Origin of the sequence: Acinetobacter johnsonii, assembly GCF_048551975.1 — a bacterium.
GTDB classification, from domain to species: Bacteria; Pseudomonadota; Gammaproteobacteria; order Pseudomonadales; family Moraxellaceae; genus Acinetobacter; species Acinetobacter johnsonii_A.
In genome coordinates, this window is the sequence record NZ_JBIMCF010000009.1 from 66,869 (window position 1) to 91,224 (window position 24,356).

The 24,356-nt window shown below is 41.3% G+C and carries 20 protein-coding genes, 1 tRNA gene and 1 pseudogene; 15 read left to right on the top strand and 7 right to left on the bottom strand.

Annotation, left to right across the window (positions count from 1 at the left end; translation table 11 throughout):
- Positions 1-63: 63 nt before the first annotated feature.
- Together ACG9ZB_RS09255 and ACG9ZB_RS09260 are read right to left on the bottom strand one after the other, a co-directional pair.
- Positions 64-1,188 (bottom strand): porin, encoded by a 1,125-nt coding sequence (locus ACG9ZB_RS09255; RefSeq protein ID WP_419325442.1) that lies wholly within the window; start codon positions 1,186-1,188, stop codon positions 64-66.
- Between the two features lie 141 nt (positions 1,189-1,329).
- Entirely contained in the window at positions 1,330-2,586 is a 1,257-nt protein-coding gene (locus ACG9ZB_RS09260; RefSeq protein WP_419325443.1) for an MFS transporter, read from the bottom strand.
- Between the two features lie 136 nt (positions 2,587-2,722).
- Here ACG9ZB_RS09260 and ACG9ZB_RS09265 point away from each other — a divergent pair, with 136 nt between their 5' ends.
- The 4 genes from ACG9ZB_RS09265 (at position 2,723) to ACG9ZB_RS09280 (ending at position 5,780) form a co-directional block, all read left to right on the top strand.
- Positions 2,723-3,352, top strand: a complete 630-nt coding sequence (locus ACG9ZB_RS09265) for a 1-acyl-sn-glycerol-3-phosphate acyltransferase (protein WP_419325444.1) — start codon at positions 2,723-2,725, stop codon at positions 3,350-3,352.
- 65 nt (positions 3,353-3,417) lie between these two features.
- Positions 3,418-4,335: a patatin-like phospholipase family protein gene (locus ACG9ZB_RS09270; protein ID WP_419325445.1), complete on the top strand. Its 918-nt coding sequence runs from the start codon at positions 3,418-3,420 to the stop codon at positions 4,333-4,335.
- A 98-nt stretch (positions 4,336-4,433) separates the two neighbouring features.
- Positions 4,434-4,907: an NfeD family protein gene (locus ACG9ZB_RS09275; protein WP_058869116.1), complete on the top strand. Its 474-nt coding sequence runs from the start codon at positions 4,434-4,436 to the stop codon at positions 4,905-4,907.
- A 15-nt stretch (positions 4,908-4,922) separates the two neighbouring features.
- On the top strand, positions 4,923-5,780 hold the full coding sequence (locus ACG9ZB_RS09280; protein WP_151836515.1) for an SPFH domain-containing protein: 858 nt from the start codon (positions 4,923-4,925) through the stop codon (positions 5,778-5,780).
- A 140-nt stretch (positions 5,781-5,920) separates the two neighbouring features.
- Here ACG9ZB_RS09280 and ACG9ZB_RS09285 read toward each other — a convergent pair whose 3' ends face one another.
- Together ACG9ZB_RS09285 and prpF are read right to left on the bottom strand one after the other, a co-directional pair.
- Complete coding sequence (locus ACG9ZB_RS09285; RefSeq protein ID WP_419325446.1) at positions 5,921-6,832, bottom strand: polyprenyl synthetase family protein; 912 nt, start codon at positions 6,830-6,832, stop codon at positions 5,921-5,923.
- Between the two features lie 316 nt (positions 6,833-7,148).
- Positions 7,149-8,339 (bottom strand): 2-methylaconitate cis-trans isomerase PrpF, encoded by a 1,191-nt coding sequence (gene prpF / locus ACG9ZB_RS09290; RefSeq protein ID WP_419325447.1) that lies wholly within the window; start codon positions 8,337-8,339, stop codon positions 7,149-7,151.
- A 342-nt stretch (positions 8,340-8,681) separates the two neighbouring features.
- Between prpF and ACG9ZB_RS09295 the strand changes: the two genes are divergently transcribed.
- The 5 genes from ACG9ZB_RS09295 (at position 8,682) to ACG9ZB_RS09315 (ending at position 14,850) form a co-directional block, all read left to right on the top strand.
- Positions 8,682-10,034, top strand: coding sequence for an amino acid permease (locus ACG9ZB_RS09295; protein ID WP_419325448.1), 1,353 nt, complete (start codon positions 8,682-8,684; stop codon positions 10,032-10,034).
- 78 nt (positions 10,035-10,112) lie between these two features.
- Positions 10,113-10,188, top strand: a tRNA-Arg gene (locus ACG9ZB_RS09300).
- A 777-nt stretch (positions 10,189-10,965) separates the two neighbouring features.
- The gene (gene hppD, locus ACG9ZB_RS09305; RefSeq protein WP_183176302.1) at positions 10,966-12,027 is read left to right on the top strand and encodes a 4-hydroxyphenylpyruvate dioxygenase; all 1,062 of its coding nucleotides are present in this window, start codon (positions 10,966-10,968) and stop codon (positions 12,025-12,027) included.
- A 166-nt stretch (positions 12,028-12,193) separates the two neighbouring features.
- On the top strand, positions 12,194-13,594 hold the full coding sequence (locus ACG9ZB_RS09310; protein ID WP_419325449.1) for an amino acid permease: 1,401 nt from the start codon (positions 12,194-12,196) through the stop codon (positions 13,592-13,594).
- A gap of 29 nt (positions 13,595-13,623) precedes the next feature.
- On the top strand, positions 13,624-14,850 hold the full coding sequence (locus ACG9ZB_RS09315) for an aromatic amino acid transaminase (protein WP_419325451.1): 1,227 nt from the start codon (positions 13,624-13,626) through the stop codon (positions 14,848-14,850).
- 256 nt (positions 14,851-15,106) lie between these two features.
- On the opposite strand, the gene ACG9ZB_RS09320 is transcribed toward ACG9ZB_RS09315, so the two are convergent.
- Complete coding sequence (locus ACG9ZB_RS09320; protein WP_419325452.1) at positions 15,107-15,928, bottom strand: IclR family transcriptional regulator; 822 nt, start codon at positions 15,926-15,928, stop codon at positions 15,107-15,109.
- A gap of 185 nt (positions 15,929-16,113) precedes the next feature.
- On the opposite strand from ACG9ZB_RS09320, the gene fahA reads away from it, so the two are divergent.
- The 3 genes from fahA to ACG9ZB_RS09335 are packed head-to-tail and all read left to right on the top strand — an operon-like array spanning position 16,114 to position 18,654.
- Complete coding sequence (gene fahA, locus ACG9ZB_RS09325; protein WP_419325453.1) at positions 16,114-17,397, top strand: fumarylacetoacetase; 1,284 nt, start codon at positions 16,114-16,116, stop codon at positions 17,395-17,397.
- 21 nt (positions 17,398-17,418) lie between these two features.
- A complete protein-coding gene (gene maiA / locus ACG9ZB_RS09330; protein WP_419325454.1) occupies positions 17,419-18,057 on the top strand; it encodes a maleylacetoacetate isomerase in 639 nt (212 codons plus the stop codon).
- A gap of 21 nt (positions 18,058-18,078) precedes the next feature.
- On the top strand, positions 18,079-18,654 hold the full coding sequence (locus ACG9ZB_RS09335; RefSeq protein WP_279688030.1) for a VOC family protein: 576 nt from the start codon (positions 18,079-18,081) through the stop codon (positions 18,652-18,654).
- Between the two features lie 273 nt (positions 18,655-18,927).
- On the opposite strand, the pseudogene ACG9ZB_RS09340 reads toward ACG9ZB_RS09335, so the two are convergent.
- Positions 18,928-19,337, bottom strand: a pseudogene (locus tag ACG9ZB_RS09340) (pyridine nucleotide-disulfide oxidoreductase); the annotation flags it as partial.
- A gap of 457 nt (positions 19,338-19,794) precedes the next feature.
- On the opposite strand from ACG9ZB_RS09340, the gene ACG9ZB_RS09345 reads away from it, so the two are divergent.
- Together ACG9ZB_RS09345 and ACG9ZB_RS09350 are read left to right on the top strand one after the other, a co-directional pair.
- Entirely contained in the window at positions 19,795-21,138 is a 1,344-nt protein-coding gene (locus ACG9ZB_RS09345) for an OmpP1/FadL family transporter (protein WP_419325455.1), read from the top strand.
- A gap of 329 nt (positions 21,139-21,467) precedes the next feature.
- Positions 21,468-22,706, top strand: coding sequence for an OmpP1/FadL family transporter (locus ACG9ZB_RS09350; RefSeq protein WP_419325456.1), 1,239 nt, complete (start codon positions 21,468-21,470; stop codon positions 22,704-22,706).
- Positions 22,707-22,782: 76 nt separating this feature from the next.
- On the opposite strand, the gene thrH is transcribed toward ACG9ZB_RS09350, so the two are convergent.
- Positions 22,783-23,400, bottom strand: coding sequence for a bifunctional phosphoserine phosphatase/homoserine phosphotransferase ThrH (thrH, locus tag ACG9ZB_RS09355; protein ID WP_004694653.1), 618 nt, complete (start codon positions 23,398-23,400; stop codon positions 22,783-22,785).
- A 202-nt stretch (positions 23,401-23,602) separates the two neighbouring features.
- On the opposite strand from thrH, the gene ACG9ZB_RS09360 reads away from it, so the two are divergent.
- A complete protein-coding gene (locus ACG9ZB_RS09360; RefSeq protein ID WP_419325457.1) occupies positions 23,603-24,337 on the top strand; it encodes a phosphoadenylyl-sulfate reductase in 735 nt (244 codons plus the stop codon).
- The last annotated feature ends 19 nt before the right edge of the window (positions 24,338-24,356 follow it).

Here is a 24,356-nt window from a genome sequence, read left to right on the forward strand (position 1 = left end):
TAAAACTCGCTTAAATAAAAAAGACGCTGTCTGCGCAGCGCCTTTTTTCTATAGCTTAAAAAATTAAAATTTGTATTCAATCCCTGTGCCTACTACAAGTTGTTTGGTTTCAAATGATGCTTGTTCAAGCGTCAAAATCCCTGCGTAACCATAAGCTTTGACTTGCTTGGTAAAGGCATAATCAGCACCTGCAATAAACTGCTGCGCATCAAAGTCATCTTTAGATGTTTTAAAGCTGGTTGAGTTTTGACTGTACTGCGCTTTCACTGTCCAAGCTTTGGCAGTCGGTAAGTTATATTCAGCCCCAACCAACCAGCCTTGTGCATCGTTTATGGCAGCCGCGGCAGCATCATTGCCTTGTACATCCGCCACTTCAGAAGTTTGATATAACGCTTTCAACGCTAAACCATTATTCAGATTTACTCGACCAATGGCACGCAAAGTATCAGCTGCGGCAAAAGCGCTGCCTGCCACCCCGCCAGTCACTTCAGGCGCTGACGCATTCAAGGTGCCACGTCCTGCAAAGGTTGACGGAATGGCCTTATCATAACCAATCCCTGCAACAAACTTTTTACTGTCATAGACCACTGATGCTGACCAAGCATCGCCCAGACCACGCCCTGCAACTTTTGCACCGCCTTTAGATTTTTCAATACCACCAGCTTCACCTGTTGCTAACAGTGCCGCAGCTTTCAGTTTACCTGTACCCACTCCCCAAGCAGGCGTTTCATAGACCAGCACGTTATCGACTCGGTTCTCACCCGTGAAAATCCCCGCCACATCGGCTTTGTTGGCCACATAGTTATTAAAGGTATCTACCACTGAAGACAGTTGTTTAACGGGGGTATCAATTTTACCGACTTTCAATGTACCCAATTTCTGGTCTTGTAAGCCAACGAGTAAATTACGCGGAACAAAAGTATCTGTGCTACCACCATTGTCCACATAGAAGGTAAATTCAGCTTGGTATAGTGCATTTAAGCGATCTGTAAGCTTCTCTTCGCCTTTTAACCCCAAAAAGGAGTTGTTAGAGTTCAGCTCGACCACATCGCGGTCTTTATTTGGCGAAGCATTGTCTTCAGGTAAATAATCAGCCGTGACATCAATTTCACCATAAAAAGTAGGTGCTGCGAATGTTACCCCTGCCACTAAACTTAAAGCGATTGCGGCTGCAATTTGTATTTTCATTATCAAAATATCCTACGGTAAATTTGTTACAAATATTACCGTTCAGACATATATGACAGAACAATTAAAAAGTTATTTAGTTATATTTTTTAATTGTTTACATCACTATTTAGCACTTTTTATGATTTATTTATGAATGAATTATGAAAGGTCTGAATGCATCGTAATGCCACGCCATTTAAAGATAAACCACAGGCTCAACATCGCAATGACCACAATCATACACAGATAATTAAAATAGCCGAGCCAATCTCCCAATAGACCGCTCACACTATACAAACCGCCACTGACAGTAGCCATCAGCGCCACTTGAAAAGTAAAGTCCGTACCTGCCAGATGTTTACGACTGTACTGCATCACTAGGGTGAGCATGACCACCAGCAGCATCGATGAGGTCATATCTTCAAAGGCATTGATCAGATAAATCAGCCACGGCTGAATACTGTGCTGGTTTTCATATTGAAAGGCTAACCATGTATAAGCCGCCAGACTGAATATTTTAAGCACTGAATACAGCACTAAAGCCGTGGCACGGCGAATCAACTTCAAACTATAGCCCGCAAGTCCTGCACCTATTAAAGCGGCACATGCACCCAACATGGTGACATAAATCCCTATCTGAGAAAAACTCAGCCCCAAATCGACCATTAAAGGCTTCAAAAGTGGCCCTGCTAAACCATCCGCTATTTTAAAGCTCAAAAGCACTGCTAACCATGCTGTGAGTACGGGACTCTGGACAAAATAAGCCAAATAGTTTTTGATCTGTTGGAAATTAAAAGGTGTAGGCTGAGCTTCTGAAACAGCTCGATGCTTTGGCTCTGGATAAATTAAAATCGGCAGCGTGTTTATAAAGACGATTGCCGCCAGCATCAAAAAAGTGCTCTGCCAACTCAGCCAATCTAATGCCCACAAGATTGCACCACCACCGACAATAAAACCCAGACGCGATCCAATCACCTGAAAGGTATTGCCCCAGTGCTGTTGCTCCCCTTTTAAAATATTGACCGCCAATCCATCCGTTGCTATATCTTGCGTTGCCCCGAGCAAATTCATACTCAGGAGACCCAAAAAGAAAGCCCATAAATAAATAGGTTGATTTAATCCATCAATCGGGAGGAAAGACAGCCCGATCAGCACCAGCACCGTAAGAAACTGCAATGGGATGATCCAACTCCGATAGTGGCCGAAACGAGTGATCCCAAAACGATCCAGTACAGGTGCCCAAAACACTTTGATCGACCACGGCAACATCAGTAGTCCGAAGCCCCCAATCTGTGCCAGTGACACGCCCTGTGCTCTTAAAATGACAGGCAAGGCATGGGTCATAAACCCAACGGGTAAGCCCTGTGCCCAATACAATGAAAACAGCAAAATATATACATTGCGAGTCTGTAGCATGCTGTTCCTATATACATAGATTGGTCAAAATGTTCATCTTAGATCGCTATCCCTTCACTTTTTTTGCCAATGAATTCAAGCCGATCAGTGCTTATGATGAGATCATATACATCTTGGTCGATTGAGTATAATAACAATGAACCAATATTTTCCAGAACTACCAGATCAAGTTCCAAGTCGTAACTCATCTGCATTCACTCGCGCTATTTTTAAGCAGCTTTATTTGGCGCAAGGTTGGCGCTTTGTTGGCGAATTTCCCAACTTGCCTAAAGCGGTAGCAATTATTTCACCGCATACCTCAAATATCGATGCATGGCATGGCTTTACGGCTCTATTGGGCTTAGGCCTGCAAATCACCATTTTTGGCAAGAACAGTTTGTTTCATACCCCACTGAAACCGTTACTTGAGTGGATTGGCGTCATTCCAGTCAATCGTAGCCATGCCCAAGGGTTAACCCAAAATATTATCGATATTATTCACAGCAAAGAAAAAATTTGGGTCGGTATGGCGCCTGAAGGCACACGTAAGCAAGCCGAAGCCATCCGTAGTGGCTTTTATCGCATTGCCTATGGTGCACAGATTCCAATTGTGATGTTTTCCTTTGACTATGCGCAAAAAACTATTCACTGCTTGGGCGTGTTTCATCCTACTGGACATTTTGAGCAAGACCTAGAGCATATTTTAGATCTGTATATCGGCAAATTTTCAGCCAAGAACCCAAAATGGTTGGCCAAGCCTTTACAAAAACGCTTAAAAAATAGCTAGTAAATCAAGGTCTAATCTGCTGAGATGTGCAGCATTATTTGTTTTGCGTTTTAGTACTGTTGACCATGAATTTTGCTCGTTTATCTCTGATTGGTGCACTCACACTGACAATGGCAGGATGTGATCTTGCATCAAATAAAACACCAACAACTACTCCCATTCAAGCTCGTGAACCTGTGATTGCGATTGCACTCGGCGGTGGCGGTGCCAAAGGTTTTGCACACATTGGGGTGCTTAAAGTTTTAGAGTCACATGGTATTAAACCTAAAATTGTTACGGGAACCAGTGCGGGAAGTTTTGTGGGAAGTATCTATGCCAGTGGTAAAACGCCTTTCCAGCTTCAGCAAATTGCGCTGACTTTAAAAGAATCGGACATTCGAGACTTAACCCTCAACTCCCAAGGGTTTGTTCAAGGTCAAAAACTGCAAGACTATGTCAATAAACACGTCGGCAACAAGCCGATTCAACAGTTCCCTATCCGCTTCGCTGCAGTCGCTACCCGTCTGGATACAGGACGAAAAGCCGACTTTATTAAAGGCAATGCGGGTCAAGCAGTACGTGCTTCATGCAGTATTCCGAACGTTTTTGTCCCTGCGGTGATTGGTGGAACCAAATATGTTGATGGTGGCCTTGTTAGCCCAATTCCAGTGAAAACAGCCAAGGACATGGGCGCGGATATTGTAATTGCAGTTGATATTTCAGCCCGTCCCGTTGGAAACAAGCCACTGAATATGTGGGGCTTGCTCGACCAGACCATTAATATTATGGGGCAGCAAAGCATCAATGAAGAATTGAGCCAAGCAACTGTAGTGATTCAACCCAAAGTTGGCCACTTAGGTACTTTAGACTTAAAAGCCAGCAATCAATCTATTTTAGAAGGTGAAAAAGCCGCGCAGCTCAAAATTAAATCGATCGAAAAAGCCATAGGCGATTTTAAAAAGACTCCAGCTGCTTTTAAACCTGCGCCCAAAGCCAAATTCTAAAAAATTTGATTTTTAATATTCAAAGACTTATTCATCTGCTAAATTGATATAGATGCTTCTGCATCTATATCCCTATAACGAATATTATGAGTAGATGTATGGAATTTGCTTTTGAACCTTGGCACTGGTTTGTATTGGGCGTTCTGTTAATGTTATCAGAGCTAATTCTGCCTGCTTTTGCCGCATTGTGGTTCGGTATTGCGGCCATTATGGTCGGTATTTTGTACTGGATGTTCCCCATGATGGGCGTTACCACGCAGTTTGTGACGTGGATTATTTTGTCGATTTTATGCACTTTACTTTGGTTTAAATTTATTAAACCGCTTTCGACTGACAAAACCAAGGCAGGACTGTCTCGTGAAGCAACCATCGGTCAAATTGGCATGGTGATTCAAGCAAGTCCTGAAAATGAACACATTCGCGTTCGCTTCCCCATTCCCGTACTCGGTTCAGATGAATGGAACTGTCGTACTTTAGATAAAGTCCACGTCGGCGACCGAGTGCGTGTCGTTGAAATACTCGGCAATGATTTAATGGTCAAAGCACATCTCTCAAGCAACGAAAATAGATAAAAGTGAGTTAAGCATATGTCTGGTGGATTTATTGTCGTTTTAGCAATTTTGGCTTTTGCCGCTGTCACCATTTTTAAAGGTGTCCGTATTGTTCCACAAGGTTATAAATGGATCGTACAACGTCTAGGGAAATACCATAGCACGTTGAGTCCAGGTCTCAACTTTGTGATTCCTTATGTCGATGAAGTGGCTTATAAAGTGACGACCAAAGACATTGTATTAGACATTCCCTCTCAAGAAGTGATTACCCGCGATAACGCCGTTTTGCTCATGAATGCAGTGGCATATATCAACATCACCACGCCTGTAAATGCCGTCTATGGGATTGAAAACTATACATGGGCCATTCAGAACTTAGTGCAAACATCACTGCGTTCAATCGTCGGTGAAATGGATCTTGATGATGCATTATCATCTCGTGATCACATTAAAGCCAAACTTAAAGCAGCCATTTCGGATGATATTTCAGACTGGGGAATTACCCTAAAAACCGTTGAAATTCAAGACATTCAACCATCTTCAACCATGCAAGCAGCAATGGAGGCGCAAGCGGCAGCTGAGCGTCAACGTCGTGCGACTGTGACCAAAGCAGACGGTGAAAAACAAGCCGCGATTTTAGAGGCTGACGGCCGTTTAGAAGCGTCTCGCCGTGACGCAGAAGCGCAAGTGGTCTTAGCAGAGTCTTCTCAGCGTGCCATTGAAATGGTCACTTCTGCTGTGGGTGACAAGGAAATTCCTGTGGCTTACTTGTTGGGTGAACAATATGTCAAAGCGATGCAAGACATGTCTAAATCAAACAATGCTAAAACAGTGGTGTTACCAGCCGATATTTTAAGTACCATCCGCGGTGTTATGGGACGTAAAGACATCTAACTGATGCTTGGTTTGATTGAATGAGGACAGCTTTCGAGCTGTCTTTTTTATTGGCATTATGAAAAAACTCAAGCCTCTAAGGAACAAGCATTAAAAAAGAGGACACGCTATGTCCTCTTTTTTAATCTAAACACTGAAACTTAGCTTTGGCGAGCCAATAAAAACTGTGAAATCTGATTCAGTTCTGCTGCCGCATCCGTTGGGAAATAAGCCAAAGCAGCAAAGGCTTGATCATGCAAAGTCTTGGCATAGTCTTGTGCAGCCTCAAGTCCCATTAAGGCTGGATAAGTCGATTTTTTGACTTGCTCATCCTTCCCTGCGGTTTTACCCAGTACATCTGTATTTGAAATGATATCTAAAATATCGTCTTGTACCTGAAAAGCCAAACCAATTGCCTGCGCATATTCGCGTAACTTAGGAATCGCTTGATCACAACCGTCAAATACAGTCACCGCGGCCATCATCACCGCAGCAGAAATCAATGCACCCGTTTTATTTCGGTGGATATTTTCAAGTGCAGCCTGCTCGACACGTTTACCTTCGGCTTGTAGGTCAAGGACTTGGCCACACACCATTTTAGAGCTCGCTGTCGCTAAAATTTGCATCTGCTTCAGTACAATATCCTGATCAACCACTGGGCCAGCATCAAACAGTCGGCTACCTAAAATTTCAAATGCCATGGACTGCAAGATATCGCCCGCAAGCAAAGCTGTATCTTCACCATACGCCACATGACAGGTCGGCTGACCACGGCGCAAAAGATCATTATCCATACACGGCAAATCATCATGTGCCAAGGAATAACAATGAATCAACTCCACAGCCACAGCGGCGCGGCGCACGGCCGCTGTATTATTGTTTGGATTTAAATGTGCGGTGGCATAGCACAGCGCAGGACGTACACGTTTGCCACCTAACATGACCGCATGATGCACAGCACTCTTTAACGGTTCCGGAATTGAAAAAGCATCAAGTGCCGTCAATAAATCATCGTGAATACGTTGTTGAGCCTGTTGGAGTGCATTTGCTGATACGTCGGTTAGTGCTGACACATTCGCCTCGAATAACAATAGGATAAATTAATCTGGTGCTCAGTTTGACTGAGCCGATCATTTGAAATGATCTGTTGGCATGATACTGCTTTCTGCCCGCTTTCTCTATGCCGAAAGCACAAACAAGGCACAGTATTCTATTAATTTTTGCAGACGAGATGATAAGAATGACTTTTCTACTATTTCAAGCAACCATTACACAAGCAATCAAGCTCTAAAATTCACTGCTCATGGTCTTAGTTATTTTTAGCCTTCTTATCACAGACCTAGAGTTGACATAAAAAAACCTCTCCAGAAAGAGGCTTTTTACATCGCGTTAATCCAAGCTTTCCGCTGGAATACGCACCCAACCTTCCATTAGCACGCGAGCACTACGACTCATGACAGCTTTTTTCACTACCCACTGACCCTTTTCTTGTATTGCTTGCGCTCCGACACGTAAGGTCCCTGAAGGATGACCAAAACGAACGGCTTCACGTACTCCACCACCCGCGGCCAAATTAACCAAGGTGCCTGGTATCGCTGCTGCAGTACCTATGGCAACAGCCGCTGTCCCCATCATCGCATGGTGTAATTTACCCATAGAAAGTGCACGAACCAATAAATCGGTGTCTTGCTCTGTAATAGTTTTACCGCTCGACGAGACATATTGTTTTGGCTTAGAAACAAAAGCAATTTTAGGCGTGTGTTGACGACTGGCAGCTTCAGAAATGTCTTGAATCAGCCCCATCTGTTTTGCACCATAGGCACGAATGGTTTCAAAACGTGCTAAAGCTTTGGCATCGCCATTAATTGCGTCTTGTAATTCACTCCCCGTGTAGCCAATGTCTTCTGCATTTAAAAAAATGGTCGGAATGCCTGCATTGATAAACGTAGCTTGAAAGCGACCAACCTCAGGAACTTCTAAAGTGTCGACCAAATTCCCTGTTGGGAACATGGCACCACCATCTTCACCATCATCGGCTGGATCTAAAAATTCAATTTGCACTTCTGCAGCTGGGAACGTCACACCATCAAGTTCAAAATCACCTGTTTCTTGAACTTGCCCCTGCGTAATAGGTACATGTGCAATAATAGTTTTTTGAATATTCACCTGCCAAATGCGGACTGTGCAGATGCCATTGTCTGGAATACGTGCAGCATCGACCAAGCCATTTGAAATCGCAAATGAACCGACAGCAGCGGTTAAGTTGCCGCAGTTTCCACTCCAGTCGACAAAAGGCTGATCAATCGACACTTGCCCAAATAAATAGTCAACGTCATGTTCAGGCTGTTGGCTCTTCGCTAAAATCACCGTTTTACTGGTACTCGATGTTGCACCACCCATACCATCAATTTGCTTTGCATAAGGATCAGGGCTGCCAATTACACGGAGCAATAACTGATCTCGAACGCGTCCAGCCTGTTGCGCGGCTTCTGGGAGATCATCTAATTTAAAGAATACGCCCTTACTGGTCCCTCCACGCATATACGTTGCTGGAATTTTGATTTGTGGTGCAAAACTCATTTTTATTGAATCCTTCATATTTATCATTGTGTTAAGTCAAGCATGCTGATTTAACTTTGGTTCATAATACCTTTTTTCAATATCCATGCGTAACGTACAGGACTTTAGTCTAAGCAAGTATAAAAAAAAACCATTTGTGAACGTCCGGTTTCCAAATAAAATTCCCGATTTTATAATTTAAATAAAATTAATATATTGATTCGTATGTTTTTTATTTACAATTTATTACATATTATTTTTCATATGAATAATAACTTTTTTTCATAAATTTTGAGCTACTATGCGATTTCTTCGCGATCTATTACAATCGAAAACACTTATCCATTGTCGGGCTGAAATAACTTGAATAAAGAGTCGTCTCAACTTCAGCGTGGCTTAAAGAACCGTCATATTCAATTGATTGCCATGGGCGGCGCAATTGGTACTGGCTTATTTTTAGGTTCCGCACATGTGATTGAATCTGCTGGCCCATCCATTATTTTGGGCTATGCAATTGGTGGTTTAATTGCATTTTTAATCATGCGTCAACTTGGGGAAATGATCGTTGAAGAACCCGTTGCAGGTTCTTTTAGTCATTTTGCAAACAAATACTGGGGCAAATTTGCAGGCTTTCTGGCTGGCTGGAACTACTGGATTCTATATGTTCTAGTGGCCATGACCGAGCTGACCGCTGTTGCGAAATATATCAACTACTGGTGGCCCCACATTCCTGCGTGGGCATCTGTTCTCACCTTCTTTGTGATCATTACCTTAGTCAACTTAGGTAATGTGAAGTTTTACGGTGAATCAGAGTTCTGGCTAGCTATTATCAAAGTCACGGCCGTCGTCGCCATGATTGTATTTGGTCTTTATCTTTTGGGAACGGCAGGCGCAGATTCCACGGCTTCATTCAGCAATCTTTGGTCACATGGTGGTTTCTTCCCGCATGGCTTTGAAGGTCTGTTCTATATGCTGGCCTTCTTGATGTTTGCCTTTGGCGGTATTGAATTGATTGGTATGGCTGCAGCAGAAGCTGATAACCCACAAAAATCAATTCCTAAAGCAATCAACCAAGTGGTATTCCGTATCCTCATTTTCTATGTGGGTTCATTGACCATTTTGTTATCGCTTGTACCTTGGAATGAATTGCAACTTGGTGGCTTAGATAAGAGCCCATTTGTAATGATCTTCAGTCAATTAGGTATTGGTTGGGCTGCGCATCTGCTGAATTTTATTATCTTGACTGCAGCACTTTCAGTATATAACAGCGGTATGTATGCTAACAGCCGCATGTTGTTTGGTTTAGCACAGCAAGGCAATGCACCTAAAATATTCAGTAAAACCAATAAACAAGGTGTACCAATTCCAGCAGTCTTGTTCTCTGCTTTACTGATTTTCGGTTGTGTACTGTTGAATTATTTTGCGCCAGAAGATGCTCTCAGCAACTTAATTTATATTGTTGTTGGTGCTTTGGTATTGAACTGGGCCATGATCAGCTTAACTCATCTTCAATTTATGAAGGCCATGAAAAGCGAAGCGAAAAAACCATTATTTCCTGCACTTTGGTCGCCTTTCAGTAACTACCTTGTGCTTGGATTTATTGCTGTAGTGCTTTACATCATGTGGACTCAAGGTTTAAGCGGCGCTGTGATCATGATTCCAATTTGGATCGTATTAATGTTCATCCTATACAAAATTTTGTATAGAAAAGCATAAAATATTCATTTTAAAATAGTTATTGTTTCGGCAATAACTATTTTTTTGATTAAAATCAGCTACATTAACCGCACTTTTGCGCTCTTAGCTTAACTGGATAGAGCAGTTGCCTCCTAAGCGACCGACGTGGGTTCGAGTCCCGCAGAGCGCACCATTTTATGGTTGTTTTCAACTTCTCTAAGCCTAATCATAAACACTAAAAATTCGATTTATGACACTGTGATACTAATAATCCCCTTCAAACTTGGACGCTGATTCAACAGCCGCTCAAGCTAATGTAAAAAATTCAGCGTGAAGAAACTCGCTCGCGGCGCCACCTACATCTGGATTTTCAAGTCAGGTTTTAGTAAGTCAAACTGTTCTTGATATTTTACAATTAATTTTCGTGCTCGAATAAATTGATTGGCTATTTCATTTTCAAATCACTGTTCTCGATAGATTTAGGGAATAAGTCAAATTTCATACCCAATTTTTCCCTTCTATTTTAGTCATATATAGCTAAATTCTAAAAACACTAGAACATGTAAACATCTGTAAAACCTCATTTCCTATGGTTTTAGGTGTGATAATAAATTAAGTATTCAGCCATAACACAGATTTCATCCTTAAATCTTGGTATAACAAAGCTACCCTATTTTAAAACATATTTTTATGAATAATATTAATTTATTTTATAGGTCAATCATTTACCAATTTTATTTATTGCGTAATTAAATTACGTATTGAATAATAACCTAGATCAAGTATGATGAATTAAAACTTCTACACTTGCTCACTCAACATTGAGAATGCTGCTGAACAAGTGCCCCATTTCAGACAAACGGATTTGTCTCTCTCGCTCTAGAATTGTAGCGACCAGTCCGTTAGCTCTGAAAGGAATCGTTAAAAAGATAAGCAATAGGATTGCTTAAAAAAGAAATGAGGACGTTGTATGAATGAATTAGCCAACCCATTAGAACTGTGTGGATTCGAATTTATTGAATTTGTTTCTAAAGATGGTCAGCTAGATGCGGTATTTGAAACCATTGGGTTCAGCAAAGTGGCAAAACATAAGTCTAAAAATGCGTATTTATGGCGTCAGGGCAAGATTAATATCATTCTAAATTATCAGCCTGAATCATATGCAGCTTATTTCTATAAAGAACATGGCCCTTCTGCCTGTGCAATGGGTTTCCGCACCAAGAATGCCGCAAAGGCATTTAAAAAGGCGATAGAAATTGGTGCTGAACCCATTTACAACCAAGTTGGTCCGATGGAGCTAAATATCCCAGCAATTAAAGGGATTGGCGGCTCTCCTATTTTCCTCGTAGATTGTGACATTTACCAAAATGACTTCATATTCTTTGATGATGTACCCTCTCATCCTGTCGGCACAGGTTTATATGAAATCGACCATTTGACCCACAATGTGTATAAAGGCCGTATGCAGTATTGGGCTGATTTCTATGAAAAGATTTTCAACTTCCAAGAAATTCGCTACTTCGATATTAAAGGTGAATATACTGGCCTGACATCCAAGGCACTCACGGCGCCCGATGGCAAAATCCGTATCCCGCTCAATGAAGATTCGGATAAAGGAAATGGTCAGATTGCCGAATTTCTCAATGAGTTTAACGGTGAAGGTATTCAGCATATTGCCTTCATTTGTGATGACCTGATTAGCACTTGGGACAAGTTAAAAGCTTTAGGTGCCAAATTCATGACACCTCCGCCAAATACCTATTATGAAATGCTAGATGAACGTTTACCTAACCACGGCGAACCTGCTGATGAACTACAAAAACGGGGCATCTTGCTAGATGGCAATACTAAAGACGGTAATAAACGCCTCTTGTTGCAAATTTTCTCTCAAAATATGCTAGGCCCTGTCTTCTTTGAATTTATTCAACGTAAAGATGACGACGGTTTTGGTGAAGGCAACTTTAAAGCGCTATTTGAGTCGATTGAACGCGATCAAATTAAACGTGGCGTTTTAGATGTATCTAAAGCTTAAACGATTTCTAGAATTTCCCTGTATATATAGTTTTATGTACAGGGAAATTTAACTTTTGCGCAAAAATTATACTCGTAAAAAATTAAAGTCTGCTCTGATGACAATATAAAAATAACTAAACATCATCACAGTTCAAGGCTTTATCTCACATGGATGAAGAATAAAAATGCAGCACATTGAACAAGGAAACCTGAAAAAAGGTTTAAGTAATCGTCATATTCAGCTCATCGCCCTCGGTGGTTCTATCGGCACGGGGCTATTCCTCGGTATTTCACAAACCATCAAACTCGCAGGACCTTCTGTTATTTTAGGCTATGCCATCGCAGGCCTTATTGCCTTTCTCATGATGCGCCAGCTCGGTGAAATGATTGTGCATGAACCCGTGAGTGGTTCTTTTAGTCATTTTGCTTATAAATACTGGGGCAAATTTGCGGGCTTTATGTCTGGCTGGAATTATTGGGTACTGAATATTTTAGTGTGTATGGCTGAACTCAGTGCTGTCGGCCTCTATATCCATTACTGGTGGCCTGATATTCCAACGTGGGTTTCTGCTTTGGGTTTCTTTATTTTCATTAATGTCATTAATTTACTGCACGTGAAATTATTTGGTGAAATGGAATTTTGGTTAGCCATTATTAAGGTCGTGGCAATTATTGCCATGATTGCTTTTGGTAGTTACTTGTTGGCCAGCGGTAGTGGTCATAGCCAGTCTAGCTTACAAAATTTATGGCAGCTCGGAGGCTTCTTCCCCAATGGTATTACAGGCTTAGTGATGGCTATGGCCATGATTATGTTTGCTTTCGGTGGAATTGAACTGGTGGGCATTGCAGCAGCAGAGACAGATAACCCTCAGAGAACCCTCCCAAAAGCCGTCAATCAAATTGTTTACCGCGTCTTGTTATTTTATATCTTAAGCTTAGTCGTAATTTTGTCACTTTATCCATGGAATATGATGGCTGAAGGCGGTAGTCCTTTTGTATTGATTTTCGACTCTTTAGGCAGCCAGACCGTGGCCGCTGTTTTAAATTTTGTAGTTTTGACTGCGGCTGTTTCTGTCTATAACAGCACCAATTACTGTACCAGCCGAATGCTGCTTGGTCTGGCACAACAAGGCAATGCCCCAAAATTTTTAAGCAAAATTAATCCACGTGGTATTCCTGTAAATGCCATTATGGTTTCAGCTTTCTTTACTTTAATATGTGTTCTGATTAACTATTTATTTCCTGAAAAAGCATTTAACTTACTCATGATGCTGGTCGTAGCGGCTATTGTGATTAACTGGGTCGTGATTTCTTATACACATTTAAAGTTTAAAAAAGCCATGAATCGCATGCAGGTAAAAACTCACTTTCCAAGTGTGGCCTATCCATTTACCAATTATTTATGTATTGCCTTCATGGCGTGTATTCTGCTTATTATGAGTCGTAGTCCAGATATGCAAATCGCAGTTCTCATGATTCCAGTCTGGATCGCGATTTTACTGACTGCTTACTTCCTTAAACGGAAGCAAGAAGATCATGTTGCGTTGCTTGAAAAAAGTAAAATCACTTCCTTACCAGAAGCGTAATATCGTATTTATCATATTAGGATGTATTCATGTTTCAACATATTGATGCCTATGCAGGTGACCCGATTCTTTCTCTGATGGAGGAATTCAGCAAAGATACGCGCCAGAATAAGGTCAATCTCAGTATCGGACTTTATTATAACGAAGATAATATCGTGCCGCAGCTACAGTCGGTTCAAAAAGCCTATACTCATTTAATTCCTGACTATGACAAAGTCCGAGTCTATTTGCCAATGGATGGACTCAAGAGCTTTAATCAGGCTGCACAAGAACTGATTTTCGGTCAGGCTAGCCCTGCTCGTCAGCAAGGGCGTGTCGTCACCATTCAGACTTTGGGTGGTTCTGGTGCACTCAAAGTGGGGGCAGACTTTTTGAACAAATACTTTCCACAGTCCGAGATCTGGGTCAGTCAGCCGACTTGGGAAAACCATATTGCGATCTTTAATGGCGCTGGTGTTCAAACCCATTTCTACCCTTATTATGATGCGGACACCCATGCCGTAAATCTAACGGCGATGCTAGATACCTTAAGGCAGCTACCTGCTCAAAGTATCGTACTACTGCATCCTTGCTGTCATAACCCAACAGGTGCAGATTTAGCACCTCATGAATGGGATCAAGTGATTGAGGTTCTAAAAGCAAATGACTTGATTCCTTTCTTGGACATGGCCTATCAAGGTTTTGGTCAAGGATTGGAGCAAGATGCTTATGCGATACACGCGCTAGATCGGTCTGGTATGAACTTTATTGTCAGCCATTCTTTTTCCAAGATTTTCTCCCTATATGGCGAACGCGTTGGTAGCTTAAGCTTTGTCTGTGATGACGCAAACATTGCCCAAAATGTATTGGGTCAGCTTAAAGCGACAGTCCGTCGCATTTATTCTAGCCCAGCAGCTAACGGTGCGTTATTGGTGAGTCAGGTATTAAATAACACCGCGTTGTCTCAGCTATGGCAGTCTGAATTAGAAGAAATGCGTCAACGCATTTTACAGATGCGTCGCTTACTTGAAGACAAACTCAGTCAAGCGTTACCAGATATGGACTTTAGCTATCTGACCCAGCAACAAGGCATGTTTAGTTATACGGGCTTAAGTGCAGAACAGGTCGATTTGCTGAAACAAGATTATGGTATTTATTTAGTCCGCAGCGGCCGTATGTGTACTGCTGGCCTGAATTTAAACAATATTGATTATGTGGCTGAGTCGATGGCAACTGTGCTTAAAGCTGTACGTTCCACTGAGTCTGTGTTTGCTTAAGATATATCATGCTCACTTAGGCTTCTCACTCTAGGGCTAGAAGCCTTTTTTATCGTTATTTTTCAGAATTTGAATCAAGGCAACCTCAGTCTACGGGTTTCAGCTTAGCTATCTAGTTCCTAGTTTCCCCTTATCCTTTAGACAAGGTATCAGAAAATGAAATATTGATACTGTCTAGCACGGCCGCATCCCATAAAAAAATCCACCAGAGGGTGGATTTAAAACTTAAGTCATCTTTTCAATGTCATCGACGCTTTTATATGGCATCAGCTGGATGAAATAAAGCATCGATCTGACGCTGTACGCCAAGAACATAATTTATTGCCTGCTGCATTTGTTCTTCGGGTAACTGATCTTCTGTGCCAATACAAGTAATGACATGATCCAGTTGCTGCGTGAAATTAAAGACTGGAATACTAATCGCATTGATCCCAGCCATCATATCTCCTGTGACTGAAGCATAACCTTGACTCAGAATTTTCGCTTTCAGCTCTAAAAAATCTTCCCAATTTGCAGGATACTGCTCTGGTTTAGCGCTACTTTCCCATTCTTTTTCCAATAATGGCTTGATGATGTGCTCAGACTGATAGCAGGCATGCAAGCGCCCTGTCGCAGATTTCAGCAGCGGCATGCGTGAACCGACTCGGGTAATAATATTAAAGACATGGTTAGATTCTAAAGACTGAACCACGACCGCGTCTTCGGCAAACCATTTACTGACATGAATACTGCAATTCAGATGTTGCTGAATGTCCTGAATATAACGCTGGCTTAATTCTAGCATATCTGTTCGCTTGAGGGCATTCACCCCAAAAGCATGTGCGCGCTCACCTAAACTATAACGCCCATCCGTTAATTGCTGAGCATAGCCTTTACGAATCAAGCTCACCACATAACGGTGTACTTTAGCCGGATGCATGGATAAAACTTCGGACAGCTCTTTTAACATCATTGGTGCATTATGCACGGTCAATGCATCCAATACGGTTAATCCAACTTCCAGAGACTGAACCCCTCCCTGTATTTTTTCTTCCTCAACACTCATCGCTTTACCCTGCATAGCTGCATTAGTTTTCATAACTCCATTGGTGAATTGTACTACTTAAATCAAAAATGTAAGCCATCTAAACCTGACTCTCTCATTCAGTGTAGTATAGCTTATCAAGTTACACTATTCATAAATAAATTATTTATTGCGTAATTTTAAAATATAAGTATGATTCTATCTAGAACTTAAATTTTCCACGGAAAGGATCAATATCCATGAGCAAACGCTTGAAGTCATTTGTTGAAATCGCTGCACATTCAGATTTCCCGCTAGAAAACCTGCCTTATGGCATCTTTAGTGAAAAACACAATTCGCAGCCTCGTGCTGGCGTAGCACTGGGAGAATGGGTAATTGATCTGGCGGTACTGGAAGCGCATGGTTATTGCAAAGTGGCAGATGGCAAACTGGTCTTTAATCAGCCGACACTGAATTTGTTTATTGAATCAGGTCAAGCCAATTGGTCTAAGGTCCGCGCTGAATTACAAGTTTTGTTGTCCGCAGATAATCCTGATCTTCGTGACAATCAGGCCCTGCGTGATCAGGTTTTCTTCAAACAATCAGACGTCAAAATGCATATGCCGGTACACATCCCAGGCTATACCGATTTCTATTCGTCTAAAGAACATGCCACCAATGTCGGTTGCATGTTCCGTGACCCGAAAAATGCGCTGCTGCCCAACTGGTCAGAACTCCCTGTTGGTTATAATGGACGTGCCAGCTCAGTTATTGTGAGCGGCACTGACATTGTCCGTCCATCAGGACAAATCAAGCTGCCAGATTCAGAACGTCCTGTATTTTCTGCTTGTCGTAAACTCGACTTTGAACTGGAAACTGGTTTTATCGTAGGCAAGTCAACTCAGCTGGGTCAACCTGTTCCAATTGAAAACGCATGGGATCATATTTTCGGTATGGTGCTGTTTAATGACTGGTCTGCACGTGACTTGCAACAATGGGAATACGTACCACTTGGCCCGTTTAATGCCAAAACTTTTGCGTCATCTATTTCACCTTGGATTGTGACGCTGGAAGCACTTGAGCCATTTAAAACCAGTTCACCTGAACAAGAGCCGAAACCTTTGGCTTATCTACGTGAAGACAACAGCAGCAATAGTTATGACATTCATTTGTCGGTTGAAATTCAGCCTGAGAATGACGACAAAAGTGATGTGATCTGCAAAACCAACTTTAAATATATGTACTGGTCCATGGCTCAGCAGCTCACACATCATACGATTGCGGGCTGTAACTTGCAGGTCGGTGATTTGATGGGTTCAGGGACCATTTCAGGGCCGACCCCAGATTCTTATGGTTCATTACTCGAAATCACATGGAATGCCACCAAACCTTTAACGCTATCAAATGGCGAACAGCGTAACTTCATTCAAGACGGCGATACCGTCATTATGAAAGGCTATTGCGAAAAAGATGATTTGCGGATTGGCTTTGGTGAAGTCAGCGGCACAATTCTGCCAGCAGTGGATTTTGGTTTTACCCCATAATTGCAGATCAGGATGTTGCCCATGAAACTGTATACCTATTTTCGTAGTTCTGCGGCTTACCGAGTTCGTATTGGCCTGAATTTAAAAGGTCTGACTGCTGAACATGTCCCTGTGCACTTAGTCAATAATGGCGGTGAACAGCATAGTGAAAGCTACCGTCAGATCAATCCTAGTGAGCTGGTGCCCACATGGGCAGAGCAGGATTTTGTTCTGACTCAATCGCTAAGTATTCTTGAATATTTAGAAGAAAAATTCCCAGACATGGCCTTGCTCCCTCAAGACTCGCAGCAACGTGCTTTGATCCGTGCATTTAGTTTGAGTATTGCCTGCGATATCCATCCACTCAACAACCTACGGGTACTTCAGTACCTGACGGGTACATTGGAAATAAGTGATGCGCAGAAAACAGCTTGGTATAAACACTGGGTTTTAACGGGCTTTAAGGCCCTTGAAACACAGTTGGAACAGTCCAATGGCAAATTCTGTTTTGGCAGTCAGCCGACCCTCGCGGATTGCTGCCTGATTCCACAAGTCTATAACGCGCTACGTTTTGATTTTGATTTATCCGACTATCCAAAAATTTGTTCGATTTACACCCATTGCAACACTTTAGAAGCCTTTCAACACGCTGCACCCGAAATGCAACCTGAAGCTGCTTAAGTTTTTTATAAGGATATAAAAATGACCATTCAAATTGAAAAAATCCACCACGTGGCCTACCGTTGTAAAGATGCCAAAGAAACGGTGGAATGGTACAAAAAAAACCTAAATATGGATTTCATTCTCGCCTTTGCTGAAGACCATGTCCCTTCAACCAAAGCCTTTGATCCCTATATGCACCTCTTCCTAGATGCAGGAAACGGCAATGTGCTGGCTTTCTTTGAACTACCAACCCAGCCTGAAATGGGCCGTGATGAAAACACCCCAAAATGGGTGCAGCACATTGCACTCAAAGTCAAAGACCGTCAGGCACTGATTGATGCGAAAGAACACCTAGAAGCCAATGGTATAGAGGTCTTGGGCATTACCAATCATGGTATTTTCCACTCAATTTATTTCTTTGATCCAAATGGCCACCGTTTGGAACTAGCCTATGACGATGAAAAAGCACCACAAAAAATTGCCATGATTACAGAACAAATGAAATATGACATGCTGGAAGAATGGAGCAAAACCAAACGCGCACCGCAGCATACGCATTTCCTACATGCAGATGAATTAAGCCATAATTCTCGCATCGCCAAAGTAGACGCCTAAGTCTGGCGGAAGTTGTGCGGATGGTGAATGCCTTAGAGGCAACTTCAACGATGATAAAAAAACGCAAAGCAGCTTCGGCTGCTTTTCTGATTTAAATAGATAGGATTTCTTATTTTAATTAGAAACTTAGAATAACTTAATTCCACCGACTGCCATCAACAATAACTTTGCGTTTATTGCACGGCGAATCCTATCTCAGCCCTCATCCATATAAAATCGAATCAAATTGTTCATCCATCAAACCTGTCTATGCATCCCTTGAAACTTATAGGTTTAAGCACCAGTCAAATAGGCAGCAATTTCATCAGCCGCAGCTCTTGCTGTTCTGGACACTCCAATTAAAGTCACCGATGCCATGCCTGTCCACTCACCATAGCCAACCAACCATAAATTATTTAGTTTCATTGAACGCCCATATGAACAGCAACCGTTTGATCAGGTTGGACCACACCAAGACCTATTAAATGATTAAGTACAGGGTTAAACCCTCTACACCAAATGACAGCATATACCGCTTGAGTTGAACCATCAGCCCAAACTGCCGAATGCTCAGTAAATGCGGCAAAAGGCTCTCGACTGGGCAAAACCCCTCGTGTTCTTGCGTCTTTGATACTATCAATCATAACAATATATCCCAACCCACCTGCGAGTTGTTCCAAACTCCGACCTTCCTGTTGTGCTTGGTTTTGTGCATAAATATTTTGCAAGACACTGATTTTAAATAATTTTCAAAATTTTAATAAAAAATAAATATAATAAAATCATAGTCTTATTTATTTGTGCAACAAAGTCTTATGAAACAGCAAAAAAAACAGTGATACGCATCGCAACAAGGATTTATGTTCAAGCTTAATTGGGTGATTTTTAACCAAAAAATAAATTTTATATTTCAAATTATATATTTATATTTTTCATTAACTTAGGTTGTATAAATGTATATTTTTAGTATAAAAACTCTATTATGATTACTTTTTGAACTGATTAGTTATATCTAGAGTATTTACTCTTATTTTAATTGTGCTATTTTTGTGACACGGAGTAACAAATGATTTCGGTTAACCGACTTCTCCAAAAGCCAAAAAACATAAACACAAAATGAGCAACAAACATTTGCATTTGCACCTCAAGGAAAGACGTAGAATGAAATTAAAAACATTAACGACAGCAATGATTTTAGCAACTGTACCAATGACGGGGGCATTTGCTGCTGCTCTAGATCGTTCAGGTCAGTCAATCTCTGCATTCTTGCAACCAGGTAATTACTTTGAAGCTGGCATTTCTGTATTGGATCCAGATGTATCTGGACAGGAAGCTGGCACCAGCACAACAAGTCGTCAAATTGGTGATATGGCGGGCGATTACTATTTCCCGAGTGCCGCACTAAAATTCCAACTTACTGATAACTTCTCTTTTGGTCTGCTTTACGACCAACCCTTTGGTGCTGATGCCGAATATTCAGGTAATAATGTTTTTGTTGCTGCACCAACAGATCGAGTACTAAGTACACTACCAATTACAACAACAGCTATTGGCGGCGCTACTACAGGCAGTACTTCAGTTGAAGTTGATACACAAAACATTTCTATGATTTTTGGCTTCCAACCAACTGAGAATTTTAATATTTATGGTGGTGGTGTATATCAAACCATTAAAGGTAATGTAAAACTACGCGGCTCAGCTTACAGCGTTTTTAATGGATACGATGCAAACATTAAAGAAGACTCTGCTGCAGGTTGGCTAGCAGGTGCAGCATTTCAAATTCCTGAAATTGCATTAAAAGCTTCAGTCACTTACCGCTCTGAAATTGATCATAAATTTGTTGCGAATGAGAACCTTAGTTTAGCTGCACCTTTAAATAATGTCTTGCCTGTGCTTCCTGGGCAATTACCTCCAGGATTACCGCCACAGCAAGTCGCAGCAATTGGTCAAGCAGTCGGTGGTTTTATAGCAGCAAATTCAGCTGAAGGTAACACTAAAATTACAACACCACAATCGGTGAACTTAGACTTCCAAACAGGCATCATGGCGAACACTGTAGCATTTGCAAATGTACGTTGGGTGAACTGGAAAGACTTCTCAATCACACCGTATAAATTTGGTAAAGCAGCAGAAGCTGTTGGTCCTTTAGTGAAACGCCCAAATGGTTTCTCTCTAGTAGAATATTCTGATGACCAATGGTCAGCTAACGTAGGTGTAGGTCGTAAATTAAATGATCAATGGGCTGGCAACGTTTCTGTAGGTTGGGACTCTGGTGCTGGTAATCCTGTATCAACGCTTGGCCCTACAGAAGGTTACTGGAACTTAGGCTTGGGTGTTCAATATAGCCCAACACCTGCAACCTTTATCGCCGGCGGTGTAAAATACTTCTGGTTAGGTGATGCGAAAGCACAAACTGGTGCTCAAGCTGGCGGTTCAGAGTATGTAGCAAATTTTGAAGATAATGATGCTTTAGCTTATGGCTTAAAAATCGGTTACAAGTTCTAATTATTAATAATGAAAAAACCATCTGTAAAGATGGTTTTTTCATTTTCAACAATGACATCTACGCTCTTTTTTATACACTTGTGATTCATTTGAGCAACAAATAAACACTTAAACATTTTGCATAATATTAAATCAACCACTTAGCATCCAAAAATAAATCTATATAAATCATAAAATTAATATTTTTTTTTAGTGTTTTTACTCTACACAAGTACATTTTTTAACTTTTCAGTTCATTTTACAACCGTAGTTGAGCATTTACTCTTTTTGTATTTATGTTACTTTCCGTGCCAATCACTTACATAAAGCTACAACAAGGAATGTTCCCTATGAAGCTTACAGCTCTTCGCTCAGCTATTTTGCTCAGCTTAATTCCGACAACTTCAGTATTTGCTGCAGGTCTTGATCGCTCAGGCCAATCTATTGCTGCTTTCCTTCAACCCGGCAATTATTTTGAAGCAGGTATTTCAGTCCTTGACCCTGAAGTAAAAGGAAAAGATACAAGTGGCAACAAAACAGGTGACATGGCAAGTGACTACTACTTCCCTCACGCTGCTCTAAAAATTCAAGCAACGGAGCATTTCTCTGTTGGTCTTATTTACGATCAACCGTTCGGTGCAGATGCAGAATATTCTGGGAATAGTAACTTTATTGAAAACCACCCAGTTCCATTTCAAGGCGGGACATCTGTTATTGTTGATACTCAGAATTTAAATTTACTTTTTGGATACCAACCAAACGAAAACTGGAATCTTTATGCAGGTGCGGTATACCAAACTGTAGATGGTACAGTTTTACTTCGCGGTACAACTTATAGCGTATTCAACGGTTACGACTTTAGAACTGGCGAAGACGAATCAGTAGGTTGGTTAGCAGGTGTTGCGTATCAAATTTCAGAAATCGCGCTTAAAGCATCAGTAACTTATCGCTCAGAAATCGAGCACAAAATGAATGCTTCAGAAAATTTTGGCGCAGCTGGATATATTTCAATCCCTGGCGCACCTGACCAATCTGCCCAACTCAATCAATTAATGACAGCCTTAAATGCATCATCTGGTGAAACTAAGTTAACCACGCCACAATCTGTCAATATTGATTTCCAAACAGGTATTATGGCCAATACCGTTGCTTTCGCAAATATACGTTGGGTCGATTGGTCAAACTTCAAAGTACAGCCGTATAACTTTGCTAAACTTTCAAAAGTCGTTGGCCAAAACCCAACGATTAATAAACCAAATGGCTTTAATCTGATTGACTATAAAGAAGATCAAATTTCTGCAACCGTTGGTCTAGGTCGCAAATTTAACGAGCGCTGGGGTGGCAATGTGTCCGTAGGTTGGGATTCTGGTGCAGGTAACCCGGTGACAACACTTGGCCCAACAGAAGGTTTTTGGAGTGTAGGTACAGGTGTTCGTTTTTCTCCAGCAGAAAACTACTTTATTGGCGCTGGCGTGAAGTACTTCTGGTTAGGCGATGCTGATGCTGTAACAGGTGCTCACTCGAATGCTGGAAAATTCACTAATAACGATGCGATCGCTTATGGTTTAAATATCGGTTATAAATTCTAAACCATAGCATCATACTCAATAAAAAAGGCGCATCTATTGAGATGCGCCTTTTTGTTTTCGTAGATATAGCTGTTTTTTAAGCCGGAATATCACGAACTGAAGCATTACGAATAGCCTCTTTTAAAGCTTCATAACCATGAATTGCAGGGAATTGCGGGAATTCTTTAATCACGTTTTCTGGTGCATCAAACAAAAAACCTTTATCCGCTTCACCCAGCATAGTGGTGTCATTATAAGAATCACCTGCGGCAATAACACGGTAATTTAGTCCATGCAATGCTTTAACTGCTTCACGTTTTTGGTCAGGTTGGCGCAGCTTATAGGCTGTAATCATACCCTTTTCATCAGTCTCTAACTTATGACAAAAAATCGTTGGCCAGCCCAGTTGTTTCATTAATGGATGTGCAAACTCATAGAAAGTGTCTGACAAAATAATCAGCTGAAAATGTGTACGTAACCATTCAACAAATTCTTTTGCGCCTGGAAATGGGCCCATCTCAGCAATGACTTCTTGAATATCATTTAAACCTAAACCATGTTCTTTTAATATATTCAAACGCTGCGTCATGAGCACATCATAATCAGGAATATCACGTGTGGTTGCTTCAAGCGCTTTAATGCCTGTTTTTTTAGCAAAGTTAATCCAAATCTCTGGAACTAACACCCCTTCTAGATCAAGGCAAACAACTTCCATGAATACTCCCTTTTATTTACGTGGAAAAATTTTGAACTATCATAGCTTAATATTTGTCTAATGCATTGCTGTTTTTTAAATCTATTTTTTTCATAAGCATTTATTTTTTAGTGATAAGTGGTTTATTTCAACTCTATTAAAATGCACAGCAAATAACGTAATATAGGTCTTGTTAGATTCCAAGCCTATTGCCAGGATACTTATGACAACCATTACAACTATTGATCTTGTTGATGCTCTCGCAGCTGAATATGCAGACAAATCACCAAGTGAAATTTTAGCACTTGCACTGAATCAAACGGGTGAAATTGCCATCTCGTTTTCAGGTGCAGAAGATGTCGTACTTATTGATATGGCTGCTAACTTAGGTAAACCTTTTCGTGTCTTTAGCTTAGACACAGGACGTTTACATGCGGAAACCTATCAATTTATCGAAACTGTGCGTAAACACTACAACATTAATATCGAAATTTGCTTCCCAGAAGCAGATGCCGTTCAACAACTGGTCAATGAAAAAGGTTTATTCAGCTTTTATCAAGATGATCATAAAGAGTGTTGTGGTATCCGTAAAGTTGAGCCTTTACGTAAAAAATTAGCGACTTTAGATGGTTGGATTACGGGTCAACGTAAAGACCAAAGCCCAGGCACACGAACTGAGATTCCAGTTGTTCAAGCGGATGCAGGCTTTTCAGGTGAAGGCAAACAATTGATTAAATACAATCCTCTTGCCAACTGGTCCAGTGCCGATGTGTGGAGCTACATTCGCATGATGGAAGTGCCTTATAATCCATTGCATGAGCGCGGTTTTATTTCTATTGGCTGTGAACCATGTACGCGTCCAGTGTTACCAAACCAACATGAACGTGAAGGACGTTGGTGGTGGGAGGAAGCGACACACAAAGAATGTGGCCTACATGCAGGTAATTTGAAAAAGTAAAGATCAAAACCACTGCAAA